The sequence below is a fragment of the Caulobacter sp. Root487D2Y genome (assembly GCF_001427165.1).
Taxonomy (GTDB): Bacteria; Pseudomonadota; Alphaproteobacteria; order Caulobacterales; family Caulobacteraceae; genus Caulobacter.
Genome location: NZ_LMFD01000013.1, coordinates 19,141 through 42,836, shown reverse-complemented (window position 1 = coordinate 42,836; position 23,696 = coordinate 19,141). Strand labels below are relative to the sequence as shown.

At 70.0% G+C, this 23,696-nt stretch carries 24 protein-coding genes; 11 read left to right on the top strand and 13 right to left on the bottom strand.

All coding sequences use genetic code 11. From position 1 onward, the window contains the following. Positions 1 to 6 precede the first annotated feature (6 nt). Positions 7 to 2,970 (bottom strand): VIT domain-containing protein, encoded by a 2,964-nt coding sequence (locus ASD38_RS19205; RefSeq protein WP_056462593.1) that lies wholly within the window; start codon positions 2,968 to 2,970, stop codon positions 7 to 9. 73 nt (positions 2,971 to 3,043) lie between these two features. Next, complete coding sequence (locus ASD38_RS19200; RefSeq protein WP_056443056.1) at positions 3,044 to 3,307, bottom strand: hypothetical protein; 264 nt, start codon at positions 3,305 to 3,307, stop codon at positions 3,044 to 3,046. A 245-nt stretch (positions 3,308 to 3,552) separates the two neighbouring features. On the opposite strand from ASD38_RS19200, the gene ASD38_RS19195 reads away from it, so the two are divergent. Both ASD38_RS19195 and ASD38_RS19190 read left to right on the top strand, forming a co-directional pair. Continuing rightward, the gene (locus ASD38_RS19195) at positions 3,553 to 4,299 is read left to right on the top strand and encodes an electron transfer flavoprotein subunit beta/FixA family protein (protein WP_056443059.1); all 747 of its coding nucleotides are present in this window, start codon (positions 3,553 to 3,555) and stop codon (positions 4,297 to 4,299) included. Continuing rightward, positions 4,299 to 5,240: an electron transfer flavoprotein subunit alpha/FixB family protein gene (locus ASD38_RS19190; protein ID WP_056443063.1), complete on the top strand. Its 942-nt coding sequence runs from the start codon at positions 4,299 to 4,301 to the stop codon at positions 5,238 to 5,240. Before ASD38_RS19195 ends, ASD38_RS19190 begins: the two co-directional genes overlap by 1 nt. Positions 5,241 to 5,440: 200 nt before the next feature. Here the strand turns inward: ASD38_RS19190 and ASD38_RS24955 are convergent, their stop codons facing one another. Next, positions 5,441 to 5,572, bottom strand: coding sequence for a hypothetical protein (locus ASD38_RS24955; protein WP_268761030.1), 132 nt, complete (start codon positions 5,570 to 5,572; stop codon positions 5,441 to 5,443). Between the two features lie 128 nt (positions 5,573 to 5,700). Here ASD38_RS24955 and ASD38_RS19185 point away from each other — a divergent pair, with 128 nt between their 5' ends. After that, positions 5,701 to 6,582 carry a LysR substrate-binding domain-containing protein gene (locus ASD38_RS19185; RefSeq protein ID WP_056462591.1) on the top strand — a complete coding sequence of 294 codons (882 nt, stop codon included), beginning with the start codon at positions 5,701 to 5,703 and terminating at the stop codon, positions 6,580 to 6,582. 166 nt (positions 6,583 to 6,748) lie between these two features. Here the strand turns inward: ASD38_RS19185 and ASD38_RS19180 are convergent, their stop codons facing one another. Together ASD38_RS19180 and ASD38_RS19175 are read right to left on the bottom strand one after the other, a co-directional pair. Next, positions 6,749 to 9,721 (bottom strand): hypothetical protein, encoded by a 2,973-nt coding sequence (locus ASD38_RS19180; RefSeq protein ID WP_056462588.1) that lies wholly within the window; start codon positions 9,719 to 9,721, stop codon positions 6,749 to 6,751. A gap of 134 nt (positions 9,722 to 9,855) precedes the next feature. After that, positions 9,856 to 11,244, bottom strand: a complete 1,389-nt coding sequence (locus ASD38_RS19175) for a glycoside hydrolase family 47 protein (protein WP_056462587.1) — start codon at positions 11,242 to 11,244, stop codon at positions 9,856 to 9,858. 295 nt (positions 11,245 to 11,539) lie between these two features. Between ASD38_RS19175 and ASD38_RS19170 the strand changes: the two genes are divergently transcribed. Further along, on the top strand, positions 11,540 to 12,418 hold the full coding sequence (locus ASD38_RS19170; protein WP_056443075.1) for a 3-hydroxybutyryl-CoA dehydrogenase: 879 nt from the start codon (positions 11,540 to 11,542) through the stop codon (positions 12,416 to 12,418). A gap of 6 nt (positions 12,419 to 12,424) precedes the next feature. On the opposite strand, the gene ASD38_RS19165 is transcribed toward ASD38_RS19170, so the two are convergent. From ASD38_RS19165 to ASD38_RS19150, 4 genes are read right to left on the bottom strand one after another with little or no spacing between them, the layout of a single operon-like run. Beyond that, entirely contained in the window at positions 12,425 to 12,817 is a 393-nt protein-coding gene (locus tag ASD38_RS19165; protein ID WP_056443078.1) for a type II toxin-antitoxin system VapC family toxin, read from the bottom strand. After that, a complete protein-coding gene (locus ASD38_RS19160; RefSeq protein WP_056462583.1) occupies positions 12,814 to 13,101 on the bottom strand; it encodes a hypothetical protein in 288 nt (95 codons plus the stop codon). Before ASD38_RS19160 ends, ASD38_RS19165 begins: the two co-directional genes overlap by 4 nt. 37 nt (positions 13,102 to 13,138) lie before the next feature. Next, positions 13,139 to 15,046, bottom strand: coding sequence for a ferrous iron transport protein B (feoB, locus tag ASD38_RS19155; protein WP_056443083.1), 1,908 nt, complete (start codon positions 15,044 to 15,046; stop codon positions 13,139 to 13,141). Positions 15,047 to 15,050: 4 nt separating this feature from the next. Continuing rightward, positions 15,051 to 15,386: a FeoA family protein gene (locus ASD38_RS19150; RefSeq protein WP_200946024.1), complete on the bottom strand. Its 336-nt coding sequence runs from the start codon at positions 15,384 to 15,386 to the stop codon at positions 15,051 to 15,053. A 417-nt stretch (positions 15,387 to 15,803) separates the two neighbouring features. On the opposite strand from ASD38_RS19150, the gene tipF reads away from it, so the two are divergent. Next, positions 15,804 to 17,063 carry a flagella assembly cyclic-di-GMP phosphodiesterase TipF gene (gene tipF, locus ASD38_RS19145; RefSeq protein ID WP_056443086.1) on the top strand — a complete coding sequence of 420 codons (1,260 nt, stop codon included), beginning with the start codon at positions 15,804 to 15,806 and terminating at the stop codon, positions 17,061 to 17,063. A 12-nt stretch (positions 17,064 to 17,075) separates the two neighbouring features. On the opposite strand, the gene ASD38_RS19140 is transcribed toward tipF, so the two are convergent. After that, on the bottom strand, positions 17,076 to 17,471 hold the full coding sequence (locus ASD38_RS19140) for a hypothetical protein (protein ID WP_056462580.1): 396 nt from the start codon (positions 17,469 to 17,471) through the stop codon (positions 17,076 to 17,078). A 106-nt stretch (positions 17,472 to 17,577) separates the two neighbouring features. Here ASD38_RS19140 and ASD38_RS19135 point away from each other — a divergent pair, with 106 nt between their 5' ends. Next, complete coding sequence (locus ASD38_RS19135) at positions 17,578 to 17,937, top strand: hypothetical protein (RefSeq protein ID WP_056462577.1); 360 nt, start codon at positions 17,578 to 17,580, stop codon at positions 17,935 to 17,937. Positions 17,938 to 17,978: 41 nt separating this feature from the next. After that, entirely contained in the window at positions 17,979 to 18,446 is a 468-nt protein-coding gene (locus ASD38_RS19130) for a GNAT family N-acetyltransferase (protein WP_056462575.1), read from the top strand. A 58-nt stretch (positions 18,447 to 18,504) separates the two neighbouring features. Here the strand turns inward: ASD38_RS19130 and ASD38_RS19125 are convergent, their stop codons facing one another. Then, complete coding sequence (locus ASD38_RS19125; protein ID WP_056462574.1) at positions 18,505 to 18,861, bottom strand: CC_3452 family protein; 357 nt, start codon at positions 18,859 to 18,861, stop codon at positions 18,505 to 18,507. A gap of 119 nt (positions 18,862 to 18,980) precedes the next feature. Next, positions 18,981 to 19,604, bottom strand: coding sequence for a glutathione S-transferase C-terminal domain-containing protein (locus ASD38_RS19120; protein ID WP_056443216.1), 624 nt, complete (start codon positions 19,602 to 19,604; stop codon positions 18,981 to 18,983). A gap of 118 nt (positions 19,605 to 19,722) precedes the next feature. Between ASD38_RS19120 and ASD38_RS19115 the strand changes: the two genes are divergently transcribed. The 3 genes from ASD38_RS19115 to ASD38_RS19105 all read left to right on the top strand — a co-directional run bounded on the left by ASD38_RS19115 (position 19,723) and on the right by ASD38_RS19105 (position 21,994). After that, entirely contained in the window at positions 19,723 to 20,340 is a 618-nt protein-coding gene (locus tag ASD38_RS19115; RefSeq protein WP_056443102.1) for a TetR/AcrR family transcriptional regulator, read from the top strand. Positions 20,341 to 20,585: 245 nt separating this feature from the next. Further along, positions 20,586 to 21,311: a methylated-DNA--[protein]-cysteine S-methyltransferase gene (locus tag ASD38_RS19110; protein ID WP_056462571.1), complete on the top strand. Its 726-nt coding sequence runs from the start codon at positions 20,586 to 20,588 to the stop codon at positions 21,309 to 21,311. Further along, positions 21,308 to 21,994, top strand: a complete 687-nt coding sequence (locus ASD38_RS19105; RefSeq protein WP_056462568.1) for a 2OG-Fe(II) oxygenase — start codon at positions 21,308 to 21,310, stop codon at positions 21,992 to 21,994. Before ASD38_RS19110 ends, ASD38_RS19105 begins: the two co-directional genes overlap by 4 nt. 146 nt (positions 21,995 to 22,140) lie before the next feature. Here ASD38_RS19105 and ASD38_RS19100 read toward each other — a convergent pair whose 3' ends face one another. After that, positions 22,141 to 22,611, bottom strand: a complete 471-nt coding sequence (locus ASD38_RS19100; protein WP_056443114.1) for a hypothetical protein — start codon at positions 22,609 to 22,611, stop codon at positions 22,141 to 22,143. A 213-nt stretch (positions 22,612 to 22,824) separates the two neighbouring features. On the opposite strand from ASD38_RS19100, the gene ASD38_RS19095 reads away from it, so the two are divergent. Further along, a complete protein-coding gene (locus ASD38_RS19095) occupies positions 22,825 to 23,679 on the top strand; it encodes a trypsin-like serine peptidase (RefSeq protein WP_056462565.1) in 855 nt (284 codons plus the stop codon). Positions 23,680 to 23,696: the final 17 nt, after the last annotated feature.

Below are 23,696 nucleotides of genomic sequence, written 5' to 3'. Positions count from 1 at the left end.
AGCCCCCTACTTCCCCTTCCCGATCACGAACCGCCCGACCTTGATCGCGCCGTTGTCGCCCTTCTTCAGTTCGATGGTGAAGGACTCCTGCTTCTCGCCGGGACGGCCCCAGTCGCGGAACAGGCGCACGCGCACGGTGCTGGGGCCGTTGGGGTCCAGCACGTCCGAGGCGTAGACATTGACCCGCAGCACGTATTCGCCGTCCGGCGCGCGGCGCAGCAGGTACTCCTCGGGCCCGAAGCCGGCGGTCATGTCGTTGGACAGCCGCCCGCCGGCCGTGGTGGCGGGGTGGCTGTAGATCGCTCGCTCGCCGGTGGCCTCGTCGACCCACAGGTCCATGTCGGTCTTGTCGGTGTTCCAGTCCAGCACCGCGCGGATGTCGACGTCGAGCAGGGCGACCAGGCGCGGGTCGAGCACCGACTGGTCCAGGCCCACCGCCTTCATCCGGGCGATCAGGTGGTTGACCTCCATCAGGGCGATGACCTCGACCCCGTCATAGGCGCGGTCCCAGGGGCGGACGATCACCTCGTTCAGCAGGTCCAGCGCCCGGCGGTAGTCGGCCTCGCGGGCCTTGCCGGTGGTCTGGTCGCCGCGGGCGATCAGCACCAGGGCCAGGTCGCGGCGGGGCTGGGGCCGATCGGGCTCGAGGAACAGGATCCGCTCGCGCAGCCACACCGCCCGGTCCAGGGCGCCGTAGGCCTGCAGCCGGTCGGCGACGATGATCATCGTCTTGCCGTTGGCGCCCGGCACGTCCAGGGCGCTGAGCACGACCTGGGCGGCGTCGGCCTTGCGTCCAGACCGGGCCAGCTGCTCGGCGACGTCGAAATAGAAGGCCGGGGCGGCGCCGTACTGCATTTCCAGCTCGACATATCGGTCATGCCAGCCCTGAGGCGAGGCGGCGGCCAGGGCCTTCAGATAGGGCCGATCCGGGTTCCATTCGGCGGCTTCCACCGTGATGCTTCTGTCCGGCGCCGCCTCGGCGGCTGGCGGCGGCGGCGGCGGGGGCGGGGGCGGCGCGTTCGCGGCCGGCGCCCTTCGCATAGCCTGATCGCTGAAGTCTTGGCTTCGCGCGCCCGTGACCGCCACTTCATCGACGCTCTCCCCGGGCGCGGAGGCGTACGCCGCCGGCGGCGGGGGCGGCGGGACCGGAATCTGAAGCGGGGGCGCGCCCGTCGGCATGGGCTGGCCTTCCTCGCGGTCCCGACGCGAAATCTCTTGCGGCTTGTGGACCGTGGTCCACCACGTCTTCTGCTTGGCCCAGGCCTCGACGATCGTGTCCAGACGGGCCGCCCGGAGCTGGGCCTCCTGGCTCTTCTGGGCGATCACCGCCCGGCGATAGCCGTCGGCCATCGCCTCGCCGGCCGACGAGGGCGGCGCGACGCCGGCCTCGACATAGTCGGAGACGTTTTCCAGCACCACGAAGCTGGCGTCCTCGGTGGCGACATTGTAGCGCCGCGCCAGGGCCAGGGCCTCGTCGCCGTCGGGACGGTCGGTGGCCAGCAGGGCGGCGACGGCCTCGCGGCCCCACAGCACGCCGACCCCGTCGAAGGCCTGGACCGTTCCATCGAGCGGCAGGGTCTGGGTCACGCCAGGGCTCGCGAACTTCAGGGCGCGAGCGGCCGGGGTCTTGCCGATGATCCACCAGCGGCCGCTGGGCCCGGCCACCAGGCGATGCTCGACGGCCTGGCCGTCGTCGGCGGTCAGGGTGAAGGGCGGCGGCCCGACCGAGGTCAGGCGCGCCAGGGCGGCCTCGGCGTCGATCGCCGACAGGTCGACATGCGTCCCGCCGCCGCGCTCGGCCAGCACCGACAGGAAATTGCGGTCTGCGTCCTTGGCGCTGGACAGGGCCAGGGTCCGGCAGGGCGGCGGCTTGGGATCCCAGCCGTCCACGGTCATCCGGCCGTCGGAAACCAGGACGCAGGTGTCGGCCTTGCCCACGCCCGCCTCGAACACGCCCTTCAGCGAGCTGGCGCCGCCATAGAGCAGGCCGCGCAACGCCGCCTCCAGGGCCTCGCCGGTGGGGGCGGGCAGCGTGACGGCGCGGGGCGCGTCGTCGGCGAAGGTCACCAGCTCGATCGACTTGGGCTTCGCCGCCTCGACATAGCGGCGCAGCACGGCGATCTCGCCCTTCAGGTCGTCGTCCGAGCGCGAGCGCGAGCGGTCCCAGTAGACGCGCAGCCGGCCGGCCGTGGCGGCGTGGGCGTCGAACGGCAGGCGCAGCTCGAAGAAGCGCTCGCCATTGGCGTGGCGGCTCAGCGCCAGCGGCCCGGCCGACCGCCACGGGCCGATCTTCAGCCCCTCGGACAGGGCCGCGTCCTTGGCCTCCATCGACGCCGTCACCCCGCCCTCGGTCTCGGACCAGGTCCGCGGGAAGCCCTTCGCCGTGACCACCGGCGGGGCGGCGGCGCCCAGCACGGTGACGGTCGCCTTGTACGCGCCGACGGCCGCCTCGCTGGACAGCGGCAGCGCGAAGCTCCCGTCGGCGGCCAGGGGGCTGACATAGCGCAGGCGGATCGTGCGGCCCTGCCCCGGCAGGATCGGATAGACCTGGGTGTGGAAGTTGTTGTCGGCGGTCACCTCGGCCAGGCCCGGGTCGATCCCGGCCCGCACGCGACTCTCATAGACCAGCCGCGCCTGGCGCTTGCCGGTCAGCACCCCGTCGACCATGCGGCCGCCGACGTCCAGGGCGTAGCCGTTGACCACCGCTCCGGCCGGCAGGACCAGGGTGAAGTCGCCTTCCATGACCGTCTGGGTCGGGTTTTCGAAGCGGGCCTCGATCGTGGTCTGGGCCAGGCCGCCGGCCAGGGTCGTGCCGACCTCGAGCCGGGCGATCTTCAGGGCCTTGGTCTGCTTGCCTTCCGTCCCCGCGACGCCGCGAGGCTTGGCGATCAGCATCGGATTGGCGGTCTCCGCCGCCCAGGCGCCGACGCTGGACAGGGCCAGAACAGCCGCGACCAAGACAAGCTTCATGACCTACGCCTCCCTTATTAGGGAGAGCCTAGGACGAAATTACATGTGTAGACAATAGGCTTGGCCGTAGAGCCTATTTCGGCGCGTGTTCGGCCCGGGGGCCTTTCATCTTGTTCGGATCGGTGTTGATCGGCGGCACGTTCAGCGGCCGGCGGGTCAGGGTCTCGATCGGATAGATGGTGCCGCACTTCATCCAGCGGCCGGCCCAGGCCCCGCCCCGCGCTTCGCAGCGCGCCTTGGGCCAGACCCACAACGAGTGATAGGCGAAAACGCCGACGCAGGACGCCAGGAAGATGGCGAAGAAGGTCCATTGCAGGCGGGTGATGTTGCTTCTCATGAGCCGCCTCATACTGGCCCGCCGCGAGGCTGGCCAGAGGCTAAAGCGCGCGGCGACGCTTCCGGCCGATCGACCGCTTAAGTGTGCAGCGCAGCAGACGCAGGCGGCGAAGTATCGTACAACTGTTTGAACGTAGCGGACGCTAACGCATTACGCTTACGTCAGGGGAAACTTGCAAACCTGCGCGGACACGCTAATCCCGTCGGCGCAGGCAGGAAAAACTAGCCAGGAGGCGGCGTAGACCGATGAAGGTTCTGGTCCCGGTCAAACGGGTTATTGATTACAACGTGAAGGTCCGGGTGAAGCCCGATCAGACCGGCGTCGACCTGGCGAACGTCAAGATGTCGATGAACCCCTTCTGCGAGATCGCGGTCGAAGAGGCCGTGCGTCTGAAGGAAAAGGGCGTCGCCACCGAGGTGGTCATCGTCTCCATCGGCCCGCAACAGGCGCAGGAAACCATCCGCACGGCCCTGGCCATGGGCGGCGACCGCGGGATCCTGATCGTCACCGACGCCGATCCCGAGCCGTTGGCCGTGGCCAAGCTGCTGGCGGCCGTCGTGGCCGAGGAAAATCCGAACCTGGTCCTGATGGGCAAGCAGGCGATCGACGGCGACAACAACGCCGTGGGCCAGATGCTGTCGGCCCTGCTGGGCTGGCCGCAGGCCACCTACGCCTCGGCTGTTGAAGTGTCGGGCTCGACCGCCAAGGTCACCCGCGAGGTCGACGGCGGCCTCCAGACCCTGGATGTCGACCTGCCGGCCATCGTCACCGCCGACCTGCGCCTGAACGAGCCGCGCTATGCGTCCCTGCCCAACATCATGAAGGCCAAGAAGAAGGAGATCGTCAGCAAGACGGTCGCCGACTACGGCGTCGACATCACGCCGCGCCTCAAGGTCGTCAAGGTCGCCGAACCCGCCAAGCGCTCGGCCGGCATCAAGGTGGAAACCGCCGCCGACCTCGTCTCCAAGCTCAAAACCGCGGGGGTGCTCTAATGGCCGTTCTCGTCGTCGCCGATAACGACAACGCGCACCTGCGCGATGGCACCCACAAGACCGTCACCGCCGCCCTGAAACTGTCGGGCGACGTGGACGTGCTGGTGCTGGGCAAGGGCGCCAAGGGCGTCGCCGACGCCGCCGCCAAGATCACCGGCGTGCGCAAGGTGCTGCTGGCCGAGAGCGACGCTCTGGGTCATGGCGTGGCCGAGGCGGAAGCCGACGCCGTGCTGGCCCTGGCCGGCAACTACGACGCGATCCTGGTTCCGGCCACCTCGGGCGGCAAGAACTTCGCCCCCCGCGTCGCCGCCAAGCTGGACGTCGCCCCGATCAGCGAGATCGTCGAGGTCGTCTCGGCCGACACCTTCGTTCGTCCGATCTATGCCGGCAACGCGCTGGAGACCGTCCAGACCTCGGACGCCAAGAAGGTGATCACCGTTCGCCCCACCGCCTTCGCGGCGGCGGCGGAAGGCGGCTCCGCTCCCGTGGAAACGGTCGGCGGCGCCGACGCGGCCAAGACCCGCTTCGTCAGCGAAGAGATGGTCAAGTCCGACCGTCCGGAACTGGCCGCGGCCAAGATCGTCGTCTCGGGCGGCCGCGCCATGGGCTCGGCCGAGGAGTTCCAGAAGGTGATCGAGCCCCTGGCCGATAAGCTGGGCGCCGCCGTCGGCGCCTCGCGCGCGGCGGTCGACGCGGGCTACGCCCCCAACGACTACCAGGTCGGCCAGACCGGCAAGGTCGTCGCCCCGGCGCTGTACATCGCCATCGGCATCTCGGGCGCCATCCAGCACCTGGCCGGCATGAAGGACTCCAAGATCATCGTCGCGATCAACAAGGACAGCGACGCCCCGATCTTCCAGATCGCCGACTACGGCCTGGTGGCCGACTACAAGTCCGCCGTGCCGGAACTGATGGACGCCCTGACGGCGGCCGGAAAGTAAGGCTTCGCCGCAAGACGAATAGAGAAGGCCCGGGAGCGATCCCGGGCCTTTTTCTTTGGGTCTCCTCACCCGCATCGCGGGGGAGGTGGCGCGATGCGAATACGCATCGTGACGGAGGGGGCGCGGCCGCCGCCGAACGCCCCCTCCGTCTCGTCGCTGCGCGCCGAGCCACCTCCCCCGTTTCACGGGTGAGGAGAAGATCACCGCGGGCTGTGGATCGGCGCGCTGGCGTCCCAGGGGACTTCGGCGTTGGGGACGGGCGGCCCCAGCTTGTCGACCGAGGCGAACAGGAAGGTCAGCACGGCGAGGCCGGAGATCAGAAGCAGTTTCATCGGAACACCTGTGAGCATGGGTCGCGGCCGAAGCCGCTTTGCACAGCTAAAATGCCCCCGAGAGACACGCTTTACGAACGATGGTATCTGCGCGAACTTGTCAGCGTGACTAACAAGCCGTGAGCCCCATGCGCCTGCCGCCGTTCCTGACCCTGACCGCCCTGGAGGCGGCCGCCCGCCATCGCAGCTACAGCCGCGCGGCCCGCGAGCTGCACGTCACCCACGGCGCGGTCAGCCAGCAGATCCGCAAGCTGGAGGACGAGCTGGGGACCAAGCTGTTCGTCCGCCAGGGCAACGCCATGGTCCCCACCGCCACCGGCCAGCGCCTGGCCGACCAGGTGACCACCGCGCTGACCGCCCTGCACGCCGGGGTCGACGAGGCCCGGCTGGCGGCGCGCGGCCCGCTGGTGATCAGCAGCAGCGCCGCCTTCGCCAGCCGCTGGCTGGTCACCCGCCTGGAACGGCTGGCGCGCGAGACCGACGAGCCCGACCTGATCGTCCGCGCCGAGGACCGGGTCGCCGACCTGACCACCGACGGCGTCGACATCGCCTTGCGCTTCGGCTGCGGCGCGTGGCCCGGCGTCGAGGCCGCCACCCTGATGATCGAGCGGGTCTTCCCGGTCTGCAGCCCCGACTTCCTGGTCCGCCACCCGATCCGCGAGCCGCGCGACCTGCTGGACGCGCCGCTGCTGCGCCATGTAGGCCTGCCCTGGTCGATGTGGCTGACGGCCATGGGCGTGGACGAGGCGCCGCGCCAGCAGGGCCTGGGCTTCGAGGACACCGCCCTGATGCTGGACACCGCCGCCCACGGGGTGGGCGTGGCCCTGGCCCGCAGCGGCCTGGCCGAACGCGACCTGCGCGAGGGCCGCCTGGTCCGCCCCTTCCCCGGCGAGGTGGCGGTCGAGACCGGCAACCACTTCGTCTGGCGGGCCGACAGTCCGAAACTGGCGCGGATCCTGAAGCTGCGCGACTGGTTCCTCGCCGAGACGGCGGATTTGCGGGCGAGTTGAGACTGTCATCCCGGACAAGCGCGTAGCGCGCCGATCCGGGACCGACGCCTGAGCTCAGCGCCTCCTGCGGTCCCGGATCTTCACCCCGGCTGCGCCGGGGCTCGTCCGGGATGACAACGGCGCGGGCGGCGTGGAGCTCGCCCTTTCCGCCGTCACGCGCCCGCGCCTAGCCGCCCCGTTCGCACCCCAGCACGGCCCCGACCACCAGGGCCAGCGCGCCCACGGTCAGCAGGACCCACTTGGCCAGGGTGGCGATGCGCGCCGCGCGCGCCGCGCCGTCCCGGGCGCCCCTGGCGATCATCCAGGCCTCGAGCCCGTCCTCGACCAGGTCGGCGATCGCCGCCAGCAGCACCAGGCCGGCCCCGGACCGGAAGACCGGCGTCAGATAGGCGTGGACCGGGAGTCCGGCGCCGGAGACCGGCTGGTTGGCGGTCAGCAGCAGGGCCAGCACCACGGCGAAGCCCGCATAGCCGGCGATCAGCAGCAGGTCGAAGCCGAACGCGGTCCAGACATAGGCGAAGACCTTGGGCTGGTCGGCCCACGCGGTCCGCCAGCGGGCGACCGCCCGGTCGAAGGCCGGGGCCGTCCGACACCGTTGCAGGCCCAGCGTGGCCGGCAGCTTCATCTTGCGCAGCTTCCTGTCGGCCCAGCCGACGGCGAGGGCGCCGACCAGGGCCGCCAGGCCCGTCGCCGCCAACCAGGCCCACAGGTCCAGACGCTTCATCTGGCCCGGCGCGGGGCGGGTCTGGCCGCCGCCGACGACGGCGGTCGGATCGACGTCGAGCAGAATGTCCCGCACCCGGGTCTCGGCCAGGCAGGCGCTCTTCATCTTCAGGTCCTGCGCGATGAGCAGCTGGCCCCCTTTCGGCGTCGGCCGGATGCCCAGGGCCTCGTCCGCGTGCTGCATGGCGCTCTTGGACAGCGCCCAGTCCATCGGCACCTGGCCGCTGCTGGGCTTGCACAGATGCACCAAGCGGTAGGTCGGCGAGACGCCCCACTCCCCGGCCTCCTCGGGACCCGCCGTCGCCGCGGCCTCGCCCGGCGCGGGGCGGTCGTCCGGGGCGATGTCGCCGCCGTGGTTGCGCACGGTCTGGGCCAGGGCCATGGCCGCCGCCGTGTCATGGGAGCCGCGCGACGCGGCCAGGCCGAGCAGCGGCCCCAGCAGGTCGGGCGCGAAGTTCTGCGGCTTGGCCCTGAACAGCGGGTTGGGCTCGCATCCGGGCGGCGTCTCGCCGTCGGACGGGGCCTCGCAGACCTCGGCGCCCGCCCGGATCAGGTCGGCGGCCGTATCGTCCGTGTTGGTGGCGTTGTTCAGCTCGATGAAGATCGGCTTGAGCTTGAAGTTCCCGGCGTTGGCGAGGCGCAGGGCGGCCGCGGCCACGTCGCCCATCGTCGTCACCCCGCCGCCGTCGAAATAGCCGCCGTCCAGCAGATGGCCTTGGCGTTCGCGCTTCGCGTCGATCAGGGTCCCGCCGGGGCTGACCAGCGGGAAGCGCGCGCCGTTGTGGATGGCCGTGGAGATCCGCACGTCGCGGCCGGCCAGGGCGTGGAAGTCGACCGCGTTGGGAAAGTCCTCGGGCGTGATGGCGACGTCGGCGGTGATGATGCGCCGGCCGTCCTCCTGCCGCGCGCCGTTGATCATCACGATGGGCAGCCAGGACGGGGCGGGCGAACCGGCCGCCGGGCGCCACAGCGACAGGAACGGCCTGGTCCAGAGATCGGCGTCGCGGCACCGCGCAAGGCCGGGCCCAGGGTCGATATCGGCGTCGTCCGGATGCAGGCAGTGCTGCCGCCACCCGGCTTCGAAGCCCGTCTCCAGGGTCTCGGCGCGGTCGGGCAGAAGGGGCACGGCCACGGGCAGGAAGCGCTGCGCCAGGTCGGGAAACAGCAGGCCCGACACGGCCGGGCTGAGATAGTCGATCCCGGCCACCTCGGCCAGGCTGTCGGCGAACGGCGCGCCGGACAGGTCGGGCCGGTCGACCAGGGTCGAGACATAGGCCATCACGCCCACCGAACCGCCCGAAACGCTGCTGATGGCGAACACCCGGTCGCTGAAGGGCTTGGGACCCTGGGTTTCGTACTGCAGCTTGCCCAGGACGTCGGCGGCCCAGTAGCCGGCGCGCGACGCCCCGCCTTGCGCGGCCACGAAGACGATTGGCGTCTCCGGGCCGTTCGGTTGACACGCCTGGGGCCCCTGGGCCGCGCACCAGGCCTTCAGCCGCATGGCGATCGTGTCCTTGCCGGTCCGCGGGTCGGGGCGCTCGGCCGCGTCCGGGGCAACCGGGCGGGCGGGCGGCAGCGGCATGGCCCGATCGGCGTCCGCCCGGCGCTGCAAGGTGCGGCGTCCGATCGCGTGGTTGTCGTTGACGAGGCTGAACGCCAGGGCCAGGAACACCAGCCCGGTCAGCACCGGCAGGCGGGTCGCGCGGCTGGCGTGCAGCATGGCGGCCAGGGCGGCGGTGATGAAGGCCAGGCCCAGGAAGACGATGCTGATGGCGCCCAGGAACTGGGACGGCCCCACCGGCCAGACGCACAGAAGCGCCATCGACCCCAGCCCCAGGACAAAGGTGGCCCAGCGGGTCAGTCGGCTGAGCTGGCGATGGTCCAGTCGAAAATAGACCGTGACGCGGCGCCGGGCCCAGAGCACGAACACGGCGACCAGGCCCAGCGCGAAGAAGATGTAAGGCAGGGCCCAGAGGTCGACCTCGGCCCGCAAGGTCGCCACCCCGGCGATGAAGAACGGCCCGCCGCCCAGCAGGCGCGGCGTCCACTCGCGCAGCCAGGCGATCAGCCTCGACTCCCGCTGCTGCCGGGCGAACGCCTGGGGCGCGCGCCGCCTGTGCTGTTCGATGATGTAGCGGGTCCAGAACCAGCACTGGAATCCGTAGAACGCGGTGGCCAGCACCATCCAGCTGGCCTTGCAGGTGTCCGACCCGGCGGTCACCGCCAGGTCCGCGCCCTGCTCCATGAACATCAGCGCCGCGCAGACGACCAGCAGGGCGGCGACCGCCGGCGCGCCGCGAATGGCCTCCAGGTCGGTGACGAGCGAGGCCCAGAACGCCTGGATCGGCGCGAGCAGGTGCGCGACGCGGCCGCGGACGGCCGTCAGGGCCGACGCCCTCTTCGGTGGTTTGGCCATCGCCCCAGCCCCCCAGGTCGGCGACCCGTCGCGCCGCGGCGATCAACCTAGCGTGGCCCCGGAAGTTTTCAATCTATGAGAACGGTCGAGCCGACGCTCTCGCCAAGGCGGCGCCGCGCGCGCCGATCCCGGCCCTACCCTTTCCGAAACCCCCGCAGCACGTTGGCCTCGGTGCTCAGCTGCAGCCTTCCGTAGTCGATGCGCGGCGTGTCGGAGAACAGCAGGTAGTAATATTTCATCTGCTCGGACCACCAGTAGCCGGGGCAGTTGTCGCCCTGGGTCATCGGCTGGGTGGTGATGTCCTTCAGGGCCGTGTAGCCGAAGGCGGCGCGGCTGGTGGCCTTCATCTCCCGATAGTGGATCGCGGCCAGCTTGCGGTAGCGCACGTCGCGGCCCTCCAGCCACAGGTTCAGGCAGGCGTCGGGATATTCCGGGCGCAGGCCGGTGTGCTTGCGGCGCGGCTGGCGGGTGGTCACGTCGATCGATTCCGGGATCACCCCGAACGTCGCCTGCAGTTCCGTGAACGAGGCCAGGTAGTCGTCGCCCTGGGCCTTGCGACCGACCTGGCCCAGCAGGCCGGCATAGTAGGCGGCCAACTCGCTCTGGGCCGTGGAGGTCACCGCCCCGGTCTCGAAATCGACCATCGGGAACCACAGCCGGCCGTCATAGCGCTTGGCCTGGTGGGCCAGCTGGGCGTCGACGCACTCGACCGCCCAGCGCTTGCAGTCCTTGTCGCCGAACAGCGCCCAGGCGTCCCACAGGTACTCGTAGAAACTGTCGGCATAGACGTCGATGCTGGCGTTGCGGCTGGTGAACTCGCCGGTCGTCGCGTGGATGTTGGCGGCCATCAGGCCGATCTTCGAGCGGCGGTCCAGGGCGTGGCGCATGGCCCGCTTGGCCATGTCGAAATACTTGCGCTCGCCGGTCAGCTGGGAGAGCACCCCGAACTCGCTGATATAGGTGCCGATCTCGGCCAGGTTGGTCTCCGGGTCGCTGACCGCCCCGGTGCGCAGGTTCACGTAGCGCCAGGGCAGGCCGTGCGGCGAGGCCTCGAAGGCCTTGGCCAGGCGGTCGGCCAGGTCGCGGGCCTTGGCCAGCAGGACCGGATCGCCGCTGGCCAGGTGGGCCGACAGCAGGCCGCCGACCAGGCGGATGTTGGTCTCGAAGACCTGGGCGTTTCCGTCGACGTCGAAGTCGAGATGGGCCTTCACCCAGTCCACCCCGGCCTGGAACTCGGCGTCCAGCCCCATGATCCACAGGGTGTCCAGCGCCTCGACCAGCGACAGGCCCAGGTCGTGGCCCTCGACGAAGAACGACGACGAGGTGCCGCTGACCGGATCGATCTCGTCCTTGCCCCAGGCCTTGGCGACATAGCCGCGCCAGGCCCACTGGAACTCGGACCGGACGTCGGCGGCCAGGACCTTCCAGTCCTCGTCGGGGGTGTCGGCGGCGAAGGCCGGGACGGCGGCGGCCGAGGCGACCAGGGCCAGGGCGTGACGGCGGGAGGGGCGAAGAGCGTTCATGGGGCGACCTTAAGCGTTCCCCTCAAAATCTGTCATCCCGGACGAGCGCGCGGCGCGAAGATCCGGGACCGGGGTGTGAACGCATGCGCTTCCGGCGGTCCCGGATCCGCCCGGCTTTCGCCGGGCTTGTCCGGGATGACGGCACTTTTGGATCTTCGGCGCCTCGCCGCTGCGACGTTTCCGCTGCGTCGCAGCAAAGCCTTGGCGACCACGGGGTTGCTCGTGCTAGAAAAGCGCGCATGAACTCGGGCCGGGCGCGCGACGCCTTGCGCCGCCTCGAACAAGGCTAGTCTGAATGACGGATATAAAGACGGTCGGCGTGATCGGCGCGGGCCAGATGGGGTCGGGGATCGCCCATGTCGTCGCCCTTGGCGGCTATGACGTGCGCCTGCACGACGTCTCGCGCGAGCGCATCGACGCCGGCCTGGCCCTGATCGAAAAGAACATGGCCCGCCAGGTGCATCGCGGGATCATCGACGAGGCGGCCATGAGCGCGGCCCTGGCGCGGATCACCGCCGCCGAGGACCTGGCCCTGGTCGGCGCCACCGACCTGGCGATCGAAGCGGCGACCGAGAACGAGGAGCTCAAGAAGTCGATCTTCAAGAACCTCCAGCCCCACCTGGGCGCCGACACCCTGCTGGCCTCCAACACCTCGTCGATCTCGATCACCCGCCTGGCCTCGTCGACCGACCGTCCCGAGCGGTTCATCGGCCTGCACTTCATGAACCCCGTCCCAGCGATGAAGCTGGTCGAGATCATTCGCGGCATCGCCACCGACGTGCCGACCTACGAGCGGGCCGTGGCCTTCGCCAAGTCGCTGGGCAAGATCACCAGCAACGCCGAGGACTTCCCCGCCTTCATCGTCAACCGCGTGCTGGTGCCGATGATCAACGAGGCGATCTACACGCTGTACGAAGGCGTGGGCACGGTCGACGCCATCGACACCGCCATGAAGCTGGGCGCCAACCATCCGATGGGCCCGCTGGAGCTGGGCGACTTCATCGGCCTGGACACCGTGCTGAGCATCATGAACGTGCTGCACGAAGGCCTGGCCGACAGCAAGTACCGCCCCTGCCCGCTGCTGGTGAAATATGTCGAGGCCGGCTGGCTGGGCAAGAAGGCCGGCCGCGGCTTCTACGACTATCGCGGCGAGCACCCGGTCCCGACGCGGTAGGCCAAGTCACCATACCGTCTGGACCCGCCAGTTCAGACAGGCTTCGGTCAGAGGGCCGTCGGACGTGATCAGGCTTAGATTCCGGCGGGCCGCCTGCGCCGCGATAATCCGATCCCACGGATCCTTGTGAGACTTTTCGAGGCGGGCCGCCTGAAACCCGTCATCGACGTCTATGGGCAACCATTCCACCCCCAGGCGCGGGACGACACGCGGCAGCGCCGGAGGGAGCCGGTAGAGCGACAGATCTCGATCGCGTTTGTACTCAATCTCGTAGGCGCTGGCGGCGCTTACGAAGAGAGGATGATCGCGCCCCTCGACGCAAGCGCGCGCCTTGCTGGACAAGCGCCTCGGATCGATCATCCACCAAATCAAGGCGTGGGTATCAAGCAGGAAGCTCATTTCCCTGGCGGCAACGGCCGATAGAAATCGTCTTCGTCGCGTGACTCGGCGAGCTCTTCCAATTCCGGATCGGGCCGAGAGAAGATGTAGGGATCGTCCATTGGCCCGAGATGAGCCCATACGCCGGGGACGCGATCACCCAACTTGACGGGCGGCTCAACCTTATTGACGACGGCGACCGTCTCACCGCCGCGCGTCAGAAACACGATATCCTCGCCGGCCTTGAGATGAGCCATGAGCTCCGCAAGCGCGTCCTCAGCAGTTATGTCGACCTGGATCGTCATTCCGCGAGCTTAACACGGAACACAACCAGAACAATCCCTACCCCGCCCCCATCGCCACGGCGACGTGGTAGGTGACGAACGAGGCCAGATAGGCCAGGCCGGCCATGTACAGGAACATCACCGTCGGCCAGGTCCAGCCGTTGGTCTCGCGCTTGACCACGCCCAGGGTCGCCGCGCACTGCGGGGCGAAAACGTACCAGGCCAGGAACGACAGGGCGGTGGCCAGCGACCACTGGTGCGACAGCAGGGCGCCCAGATTGGTGCCGGCCTCGTCGTCGCCGCCGACCGCGTAGACGGTGCCCAGGGCGGCCACCGCCACCTCGCGCGCCGCGAAGCCGGGGACCAGGGCCACGGTCATCTGCCAGTTGAAGCCGATGGGTTGCATGACCGGCGCGATCAGATGCCCGATCCGCCCGGCGAAGCTGTAGTCGATGGCCGGCCCCGTCGCGCCCTCGGGCGGATAGGGGAAGGTCGACAGCACCCAGACCAGCACCATCAGCGGCAGGATGATGCGGCCGGCCCGCTCGATGAAGATCCGGGCCCGGGTCCACAGGTTCATCGCCACGTTGCGCGGCTCGGGCCAGCGATAGGTCGGCAGCTCCATCATGAACGGCTCGACCGTGCCGCGCCAAAAGATCTTGCGGATCACGAACGACACCACCAGGGCGCTGACGATGCCCGAGGCGTAGAGGCCGAACATCACCAGGCCCGGCAGGCTGAACACGCCCCAGACCTTGGTGTGGGGAATGAAGGCGGCGATGATCAGGGTGTAGACCGGGATCCGGGCCGAGCAGGTCATCAGCGGCGCGACCAGGATGGTGGTCAGCCGGTCATGCTTGTTGTCGATCACCCGCGTGGACATGATCCCGGGGATGGCGCAGGCGAAGCTGGAGAGCAGCGGGATGAACGCCCGGCCGTGCAGGCCCGCCCCGCCCATGATCTTGTCCATCAGGAAGGCCGCGCGGGTCATGTAGCCGCTGTCTTCCAGCACCAGGATGAAGAAGAACAGGATCACGATCTGCGGCAGGAAGACCAGCACGCTGCCCACCCCGGCGATCAGGCCGTCGGTGATCAGGCTCTGGAGCAGGCCGTCGGGCAGCACGGCGGCCACGCCGGTGCTCAGGCCCGCGAAGCCCGCCTCGATCAGGCCCATCAACGGCTCGGCCCAGGTGAACACCGCCTGGAACATCACGAACAGCAGCAGGGCCAGGATCAGCAGGCCGCCGACCGGGTTCAGCAGCACCGCGTCGACCTTGCCGGTCACGGTGTCGGGACGCTCGGGCGGGCGGACGCATTCCTTGACGATCCGCTGGGCCTCGCGATGGGCGGCGCGGATCTCGGCGGCGTTCGGCTCGCGCCAGACGTTCTCGTGCGCGCCCCCTTCTTCAAGTAATTTGGCATGGGAAACCGCCAGGGCGTCGGCCTTGGCGACCAGCTCCTCCAGGCCGCGCTTGCGGGTGGCCACGGTGGTGACGATCGGCGCGCCGATCTCGGCCGACAGCCGCTCCAGGTCGATGCGCAGGCCCTGGCGCTGGGCGATGTCGAACATGTTCAGCGCCAGCACGAACGGCCGGCCGACCTGCTTGAGCTCCAGCACCAGCCGCAGCACCAGCCGCAGGTTGGTGGCGTCGGCCACGCAGATCACCACGTCGGGCGGCTGTTCGCCCGACAAGCGGCCCAGCACCGCGTCGCGGGTCACCACCTCGTCCGGGCTGCGGGCCCGCAGGGAATAGGTGCCGGGCAGGTCCAGCACATGGGCGCCGCGGCCGCCGGGCAGGGTCAGCACGCCCTCCTTCCGCTCGACGGTGACGCCGGCGTAGTTGGCGACCTTCTGGCGGCTGCCGGTCAGGGCGTTGAACAGGGCGGTCTTGCCGGAATTGGGATTGCCGACCAGCGCCAGGCGCGCGGGCCCCAATTGCGTTTTACTCAGGGCGGCGTCGGTCAAGGCCTTAGATCTCTTCGTACTGAACGGTGACGGCGGCGGCCTCGCGGCGGCGCAGGGCCACGCGCATGTCGTCGATGCGCAAGGCGATCGGATCGCGGCCGAACAGGCCCTCGTGCAGCACCTCGAACAGGGCGCCCTCGACGAAGCCCATCTCCAGCAGGCGGCGCTCCAGCTCCTCGGGATCGATCGACTCCGAGCGCCCGGTCTGGCCTCCGACCCGCACGATCACTCCGCGCTGGCCCTTGCGGGCCTTGCTCAGCAAGCTTTCGGCGCCCCGATCGGCTTGGGGGTCGGCGAGGAGGTCGGTGAATTCGGGAGCAAGGCTGAGAGCGTCGGACATGGTCGCACCGGAAAAACTTGCGAACGATTATCAGTCTAAGGCCGCGCTGTCGATGCGACGAATGGCGCGGTCGGCGGCCGCGGACCCTTACGGGTCGGCGCCGTCCATTACCCGCCCCTCATTTCGTCATCCTCGGACTTGTTCCGAGGACCCCTAGGTCCGCCGCGATGTCAGCGGACGGCGGGCCGCGATCTCGGCGCTCCACGGATCGGCCTTCTTCGCGGTTGAAGCAGGGGTCCTCGGAACGAGTCCGAGGATGACGGGCGTGGGGGGGTGAGATGAAAGCGTGAGGCGCCCCCGTTCACGAGAACCTGATTTGTGGTTAAGGCGCGGCGTAATGGCTCACGGGCGTTAATCTGTTCGACTCACGGCCAGCGCGACTCGCATACTGAGCTTGACGATTCGTAGGGACCTCGAATGCGAAGGCTGATGCTGGCGCTGCTGACCGGCGCCTATCTCTGTCTGGCCTTGGTTGTCTCCCTCGCCCTGTGGCGGATGGGAGCGGCGCCGGCTGTCGGCCTGGCCGCCTTCATCGGCGCCATGGGCCTGTGCTTCGCCGTGCACGGCGTGATCGCCAATGTTCTGCAGGGCGCGGCCCTGCGCGTCGACATCGAGACCATCCGCGAGGCCCACGGCATCCTGCTGGAGCAGGTCGAGAAGGTCGACGCCCGCATCACCGGCCTGCTGGAGACCGTCGCCGACGACGCCCAGCGCCGTTCCGCCGAACTGACCAGCGAGGTCCACCAGCTGGAGGACCTGGTCGTGCGGATGAGCGACCGCCTCGAGCACCAGCTGCACTATCAGGTCGAGGTCGCCCGCGCCGAGCCGCGCGGCCGCTCGCCCCAGTCCAGCGCCCTGATCGACGTGGTGCAGGACGCCCTGGCCGACAACCGCGTCGACCTCTACCTGCAGCCGGTCGTCAGCTTGCCCCAGCGCCGGACCGTCTTCTACGAAAGCTTCTCGCGCCTGCGCGACGACACCGGCCGCATCATGATGCCGGCCGAGTACTTGGCCGTGGCCGAGCCCGAGGGCCTGACCGCCGCGATCGACAACCTGCTGCTGTTCCGCTGCGTGCAGATCGTCCGCCGCCTGGCCAAGCAGGACCGCAAGGTCGGGATCTTCTGCAACATCTCGCTGGCCAGCCTGGCCGACGAGGCGTTCTTCGCCCAGTTCCTGGAGTTCCTGCAGGTCAACAAGGACCTGCACGGCGCCCTGATCTTCGAACTGGGCCAGGCCGCCTTCAACGACCGCGGCCCGGTCGAGGCCCGCCACATGGCCCGTCTGGCCAGCCTGGGCTTCCGCTTCAGCCTCGACAAGATTACCGACCTGGACCTGGACTTCCAGGACCTGGCCCGCGCCGACGTCAAGTTCCTGAAGATCGGCGCCCAGATGATGCTGGACCAGCTGGAAGAGCAGGACGGCAAGCTGGTCATCGCCTCGCTGCCCGACCTGAACGCCGAGGACTTCGCGGGCCTGACCCGCCGCTACGGCATCGAGGTGATCGCCGAGAAGGTCGAGCACGAGCGCCAGGTCGCCGAGGTGCTGGAGCTCGACATCGGCTACGGCCAGGGCCACCTGTTCGGCGAGCCCCGCGCCATCCGCGACTCGATCATCGCCGAGGCCGATCCCCCCCAGGACTTCATGCGCGGCGCCCTGCGCCGGCGGGCGGGGCGGTAGGCTCGAGCCCGTCTAGACGACAGGCCCTCCGGTTCGCGCCGGAGGGCTTTTTTGTGGGTCGCCGGCGGAGCCGATCGACACGCCGCTCTGTCGCGTCGTGGAGAACTCGAAGCTGACCCCGGCCTTGGCGGCCGCCTTGCCCAGATCGAGCAGCTCGCCGGCCGGCATGCCCTTGGCCTTGTTGAAGGTGGCGCGCTCGCGGCCGTCGGGAAGCGTCTCGACGTGGCTCTGGACCGGCGCCGCCAGCAGCTTGTGCTGGGCGATCAGGGCCTCGACCTTGTCAGGCGGACCGGTCAGCACGACGCTGGTCGAACTGGAGCCCTGACCGCACGCGGCCAGCAGGGTCGCGGCGGCGACGGCCAGCCCCGTCAGGCCTCGGCGCGTCGCGCGGTTGGCGTCGAATGTCATGATCGGCCCTCGCGGATTTGACGCGGAGCTTGATGCGCGGGGAAGACGCGCGCAACCCTTGGCTGTCTGAACGACGGCGACGGCGATGCGCGACTTGAGACGAGGCTTGGTGGTGATCCTGGGCGCCGCGGCGCTGGCGACCGGCGCGTGGGCGGCGGACGACCGGTTGCTGTCGGGGCTCGACCGCATGGCCGAGGCCGACGCCGGCCGCGTCCTGCGCGAACGGGTGGAGGCGCGCGCGCCGGTGGGCGGCGCCGAGGCGGGCCTGGCCGATTGGCTGATCTCGGAAGGCTTCAAGGTCACAACCCTGTCCGTGCCCGTAAAGGACGCGGTCAAATACAGCGAAGCTTTCAAGACCATGGGGTCCCTCGTCTGCCGCAGGCAGGCGATGGTGAAATGGCGCACCGCCGCCGACGGGACGATCACTTGGCTCGACGCCCGCTACGGGATCGGCGCCTGCCTATAACCGGCATTGCCCTCCAACGGCGTTGCCCCTACCAAATCCCCATGCTGATCGAAGCCACCGACGCCCATTTCGCCGCCCTGATCGCCGGGCAGTCTCCAGAAGGCCTGACCGTCGCCGAGGGCGGGATCGAGACGCCGGAGGTGCTGGCCATGCTGCGCGGCCTGTCGGCCGAGGTCGGCGAAAGCTTCGAGCCCAACGCCTGGCTGATCGTCGAGGGCGGCGAGGTGGTGGGCCTGACCTCGCTGGTGCGCACGCCCTATGTCGGCGACACGGTGATGATCGGCTACGGCGTGGCCGCCTCGCGCCGCCGGCGCGGGATCGCGACGCGGGCCGTGGCCGAGGTGCTGGCCTGGGCGCGGGCCGATTTCCGGGTGTCGACCGTCACCGCCGAGACCGCGGTCGACAACGCCGCCTCCCAGCGGGTGCTGGAAGCCAACGGCTTCGAGCGCTCCGGCGAGCGGACCGACGAGGAGGACGGCGCGCTGTTCTGCTGGCGGGCGGGGGTTTGAGAAAAAGCTGGGGACGGGCCCGGGCGCCCGTCCCCAAGTTCCTCCTCCGAGGTTGGGTTCAGCGCGCCGCCGCCATTTCGGACGCCGGGGTCTTGGCGATCCGCGCCGGGTTGCACTGGGCCAGTTCGGCGTCCGACAGGCTCACGCCGCGATAGCCGAAGCCGGTGATCGTCCCCAGCTCGTGGGCCAGGCGCTTGCAGCTGCGCAGGGGCGGCAGCGACTTGACCTTGGTCGAGCGGCAGACGTCGGCCTTGCAGCGCCAGACCGCCCCGTCGAACACGATGTGGTCCTGGGTGGTGGGGGCGCTGAGGGTCAGCCAGCCCCCCTCTTGCTTAAGGGCGTGAGGTTTGGTTTCGGCCATGGCGGGGCCGCCCGTCGCGGCCAGGGCCGCGACGGCGATGATGAAGCTACGCATGGGTCTATCTCCTGGGGAGGTGGAGCGGTTGAAGGAGGGGACACACACTCACGGCGGGGATAGGGCCGTCTGGATCACGGCCGCGCCGTGAGTGTGCGTCCCCTATTCAGGTCACGGCTCTAGGCCGCGGCCTTGAACAGGGTGAATTCCTCGTCGAAAGCCCGCGCCACCGAGGGCCGGGTCTGCAGGCGGTCGCGATAGGCGGCCAAGGCCGGATAGGGTCCGAAATCCAGCGCCAGGTAGCGGGCCCAGACCAGCATCACGAACAGATAGGCGTCGGCGACGCTGAACCGGCCTTGCAGGAACTCGCGGCCCTTCAGGTGGGCGTCGAGAAACGCCAGGCGCTCGGTCAGCCGCTCGCGGGCGAAGGCCTTGGCGCCGTCCGGGGCGGTCTTGCTCAGCAGGGTGACGAACACCCCGACGTGCAGCTCCGAGCCGATGAAGCCGAGCCAGCTCTGCACCTTGCGGCGTTCGGGCCCGTCGGCGGGAATCAGGCCGGCGGCCGGGAAGCGGTCGGCGAGATACTGCAGGACCACCGCGTTCTCGACGATCAGCTCGCCGTCGTCGGTGCGCAGCACCGGCACCTGGCCCATGGGGTTGATGGCCAGGAACGCGGTCCCGTCCTCCACCCGCTTGGGCCGGGACAGGGGGTCGACCCGCAGGAAGTTGAGGTCCGCGCCCGCCTCGCAGGCCGCGATCCGCGTCGCCAGCGAGCAGGCCATCGGGAAGAAGTAGAGATCCATCGAACCCTCCATTGCATTTCCGTACTGTTTCGCATAAAAATAACGTCGGTCAAGGAATAAAATGCGAAACGGTACAAAAAGCCCGGAAGGGCGCGCAGAGCCTGGCCAGGAGAGTCAGATGTCCGAAACCCCCGTAAAGCGCCGGGGACGCCCCCGCGCCTATGATCCCGACGTCGCCCTGGCCAAGGCCATCGAGACCTTCTGGGCCCAGGGCTTCGCCGGCTCGTCGCTGGACGACCTGAGCGCCGCCACCGGCATGAACCGGCCCAGCCTGTACGGGGCGTTCGGCGACAAGCAGGCGCTCTTCAAGACGGCGCTGGACGCCTACATGGAGCGGTCGCGCGCCGCGATGACCGAGGCGTTCCGGGGCGGCGGCTCGCTGCGCGAGGTCCTGACCCGGATCTACCGCACGGCCCTGGGCTTCTACCTGTCGGACGACATGGGCGGCCGAGGCTGCTTCCTGGTCAGCGCCGGCCTGGGCCAGGCCGTCGTCGATTCCGACGTGCGCCGGACCGTGGCCGACGGCCTGCACGAACTGGACCGGGCGGTCCAGGGGCTGCTGCAACGCCGCCAGGCCAGAGGCGAGCTGCCCGCCGCCGCCGACCCCATCGCCCTGGGCCGTGTGGCCTGCATGATGATGAACGCCCTGTCGGTGCGCGCCCGGGCCGGCGAGACGCGCGAACAGCTGGAGGCCACCATCCCGATCATGGTCGACCTGATCTGCGGACCGGCTTAGGGACCGCTGACGGTCAAGGGGCGAGCGCCCATGAGCCGCCCTCGTCCTTCGACAAGCTCAGGATGAGGACGACTTTTGCCCTCGGGACGAGGGCTGCTTTTGCCGCCCTGGCCTTCGAATTCCTCATCCTGAGCTTGTCGATGGACGGGGAACTCGCGCCGTGGCGCCGAGCGTCCATAGCAAGCATCGGAATGACGTAGGCCCGAGCGGCGCGCATGCTCCTTCCCACGAAAGGAGACCGACCCATGACCGCTTCTCAATATCTCACCGACGACGCGCGCTGGGAGGCCATGCGCCGCCGCGACCGCGACCTCGACGGCGACTTCTTCATCGCCGTGCGCACCACCGGCGTCTACTGCCTGGCCAGTTGCGCCGGGCGGCCGCTGCGCAAGAACGTCGAATTCCACGACACCCGGGAAAGCGCCCGCGCCGCCGGCTTCCGGGCCTGCCTGCGCTGCAAGCCCGACCAGCCGCGCGAGACCCTGCGCTACGCGACGGTCCCCACCGGCCTGGGCCTGGCCCTGGTCGCCCGCTCGCACGCCGGCCTGCGGCTGGTGACCCTGGGCGACGACCAGGACGCCCTGGTCCGCGACCTGGAGCGCCGCTTCCGCTCGGCCCGGCTGACGCCCGATCCGGACGGCCTGGCCGCCGACCTCAAGGCCGTGGCCGCCCAGGTCGATCACCCCGACGCCAAGCTGGACCTGCCGCTCGACGCCCAGGGCACCGACCTGCAGAAGGCCGTCTGGGCGGCGCTGCGGGCCATACCGGCCGGGACCACCGCGTCCTACGCCGAGGTGGCGCGCCGCATCGGCCGGCCGACCGCCGCCCGGGCCGTGGCCCAGGCCTGCGGGGCCAATCCGCTGGCGGTGATCACCCCCTGCCACCGCGTGGTGCGGGCCGACGGCGGGCTGTCGGGCTATCGCTGGGGCGTCGAGCGCAAGCGCGCGCTGCTGGCGCGCGAGGCCGCATGAGCCTGGACTGGTCCCGCATCGCCGCCGACCTCGACGCCCAGGGCTGGGCCCTGACCGGCCCGCTGCTCAAGCCCGAGACCTGCCAGCGGATCGCCGGCCTCTACGACCAGGAGGCCGGCTTTCGCAGCCGGGTGGTGATGGCCCGCCACGGCTACGGCCAGGGCGAATACAGGTACTTCAGCTATCCCCTGCCCGAGCCGGTGCAGCGGCTGCGCCAGGGGCTGTACGGTCCCCTGGCCGCCGTCGCCAACCGCTGGGCCGAAACGTTCAGCGAGGACCGGCGTTTTCCCGACGACCTGGACGACATGCTGGCCCGCTGCCACGCGGCGGGCCAGGTCCGGCCCACGCCCCTGCTGCTGACCTACGGCCCGGGCGACTACAACTGCCTGCACCAGGACCTGTACGGCGAGCACGTCTTCCCGCTGCAGGCCGCCTTCCTGCTGGACGAGCCCGGCCGCGACTTCGAGGGCGGCGAGTTCGTGCTGGTCGAGCAGCGGCCCCGCCAGCAGTCGCGGCCCCAGGTCGTGCCGCTGAAGCAGGGCGAGGGCGTGATCTTCGCCGTCCGCGAACGCCCGGCGACCGGGACCCGCGGCGTCCACCGCCGCGTGCTGCGCCACGGGGTCAGCACCGTGCGCTCGGGGCGACGGCGGGTGCTGGGGGTGATCTTCCACGACGCGACGTGAGTCGCGGCGGAGCCCCCTCCGTCACGATGCGTATTCGCATCGCGCCACCTCCCCCGCTTTGCGGGTGAGGAGAAAAGCGACCTCTCCTCCCCCGTGCAACGGGGGAGGTGGCCGCGAAGCGGACGGAGGGGGCGTCCGCCGTGTCCCTACTTCGCCAGCTCGACCTTCACGCCCTTCGGCGCCGCCGTGAACTGCAGGCCTCGGCTGGTGGCGTGCATCTTGATGACCACGCCCTTGTCGTTCTTCATCGTCGTGACGCCGCCGCCGCCCGCCACCGTCGCGCCCAGTTGGCCGGCGGTGTAGTTGCCCTCGATGTCGGAGAGCTGCTTGAGGTTCTCCACGGTGCCGGTGGCGGTGTAGCCGCTGGCCCCGATGTCGACCGCCGACAGGCCGTTGGTCTTCAGCTTATAGGTCTGGCCGCGATAGGTCAGCGTGCCCTTGCCCCAGCTGACGCCGACGCCGAACGCCACGCCGCCGCCGGACAGCTCGATGGTGCCGGTGGCCGCGTTCTTGGCGTGGGGATCGGCCGGCCCGCCGCCGGCCAGGGCGGGCGCCGAGGCGGCCAGGAGCAGGGTCGCCAGGAGAGGCGCCGCGAAGGCGCGAACGGTGGACTTCATCGGAAGGACCTCGACCAGGTTAAGTTGCCGCCAAGGTGCGCCGTCCGGCCGGGCAACACACTCAGGGCGTTCCCTCGATCCGGTCGGGGGAAGCCCGTAGCCGCGCCTCGCTCAACCCAGGGCCGGAGCGGAAATCCGCCGCTCTTGGAAGTTGAATTGCGCCGCGATACCTGTTTTGACTGAGCTTCGACGCACGCAGCAGGCGGGGGCGCCATGAACGGTTCGCGTTCCAACTTCACGCCGGCCGACCGCTCTTCGTCCGAGCCGGAAACCCCGCTGACCTCGGGCTCGGAAGGGCTGCTGGCGCCCCTGCTGGTCCCCGGACCGCCGTCGCGGCCGGCCACGGGCGGCCCGGCGCGGCTGTTCAGCATCCTGGGGCCGGTCGACCACCGCCGGATCGAGCTGCGCAACACCGCCGCGCCCTGGCGGATGGTCTGCGCCCTGCGGATCGACACCGCCAACGGCCCGTTCAACGGCACCGGCTGGCTGGCGGGACCTCGGACGGTGATCACCGCCGGTCATTGCCTGCACAACAGCGCGTTCGCGTCGGGTGGGGGCGGCGGCTGGGCCCGCCGGGTCACGGTGATCCCGGGCCAATCCTGGAACAAGCAGCCGTTCGGGGCGGTCGTCTCGACGACCTTCTCCTGCGCAGATCCCTGGCTCCAGACCCGCGACCGGGCCCACGACATCGGCGCCGTCCACCTGGACGATCCGGTCGGCGAGCGGGTGGGCTGGATGAAGTACGACGCCCTCGATCCCTCCGCCCTGACCCGGGCCGCCGCCGTGGTCTCGGGCTATCCGGAATACGCCGGCAGCTACGAGCACCTGCTGGTGGCCAAGGGGCCGGTGCGCGCCAGCCTGGACGGCCGGCTCTACTACGAGATCGACACCACCGACGGTCAGAGCGGCGGTCCGGTCTGGATCGGCGACGTCGCCGCCCCGACCGTGGTCGCCGTCCACGGCTACGAGGCCGACGCCACGCCGGCCGGCGTCGGTCCGGGCGTCAATTCGGGCGCCCTGCTGACCCCCGACCACCTGCGACTGATCCAAACCTGGCAAGGCGGCTGACCCGCCCCATTCGAGGA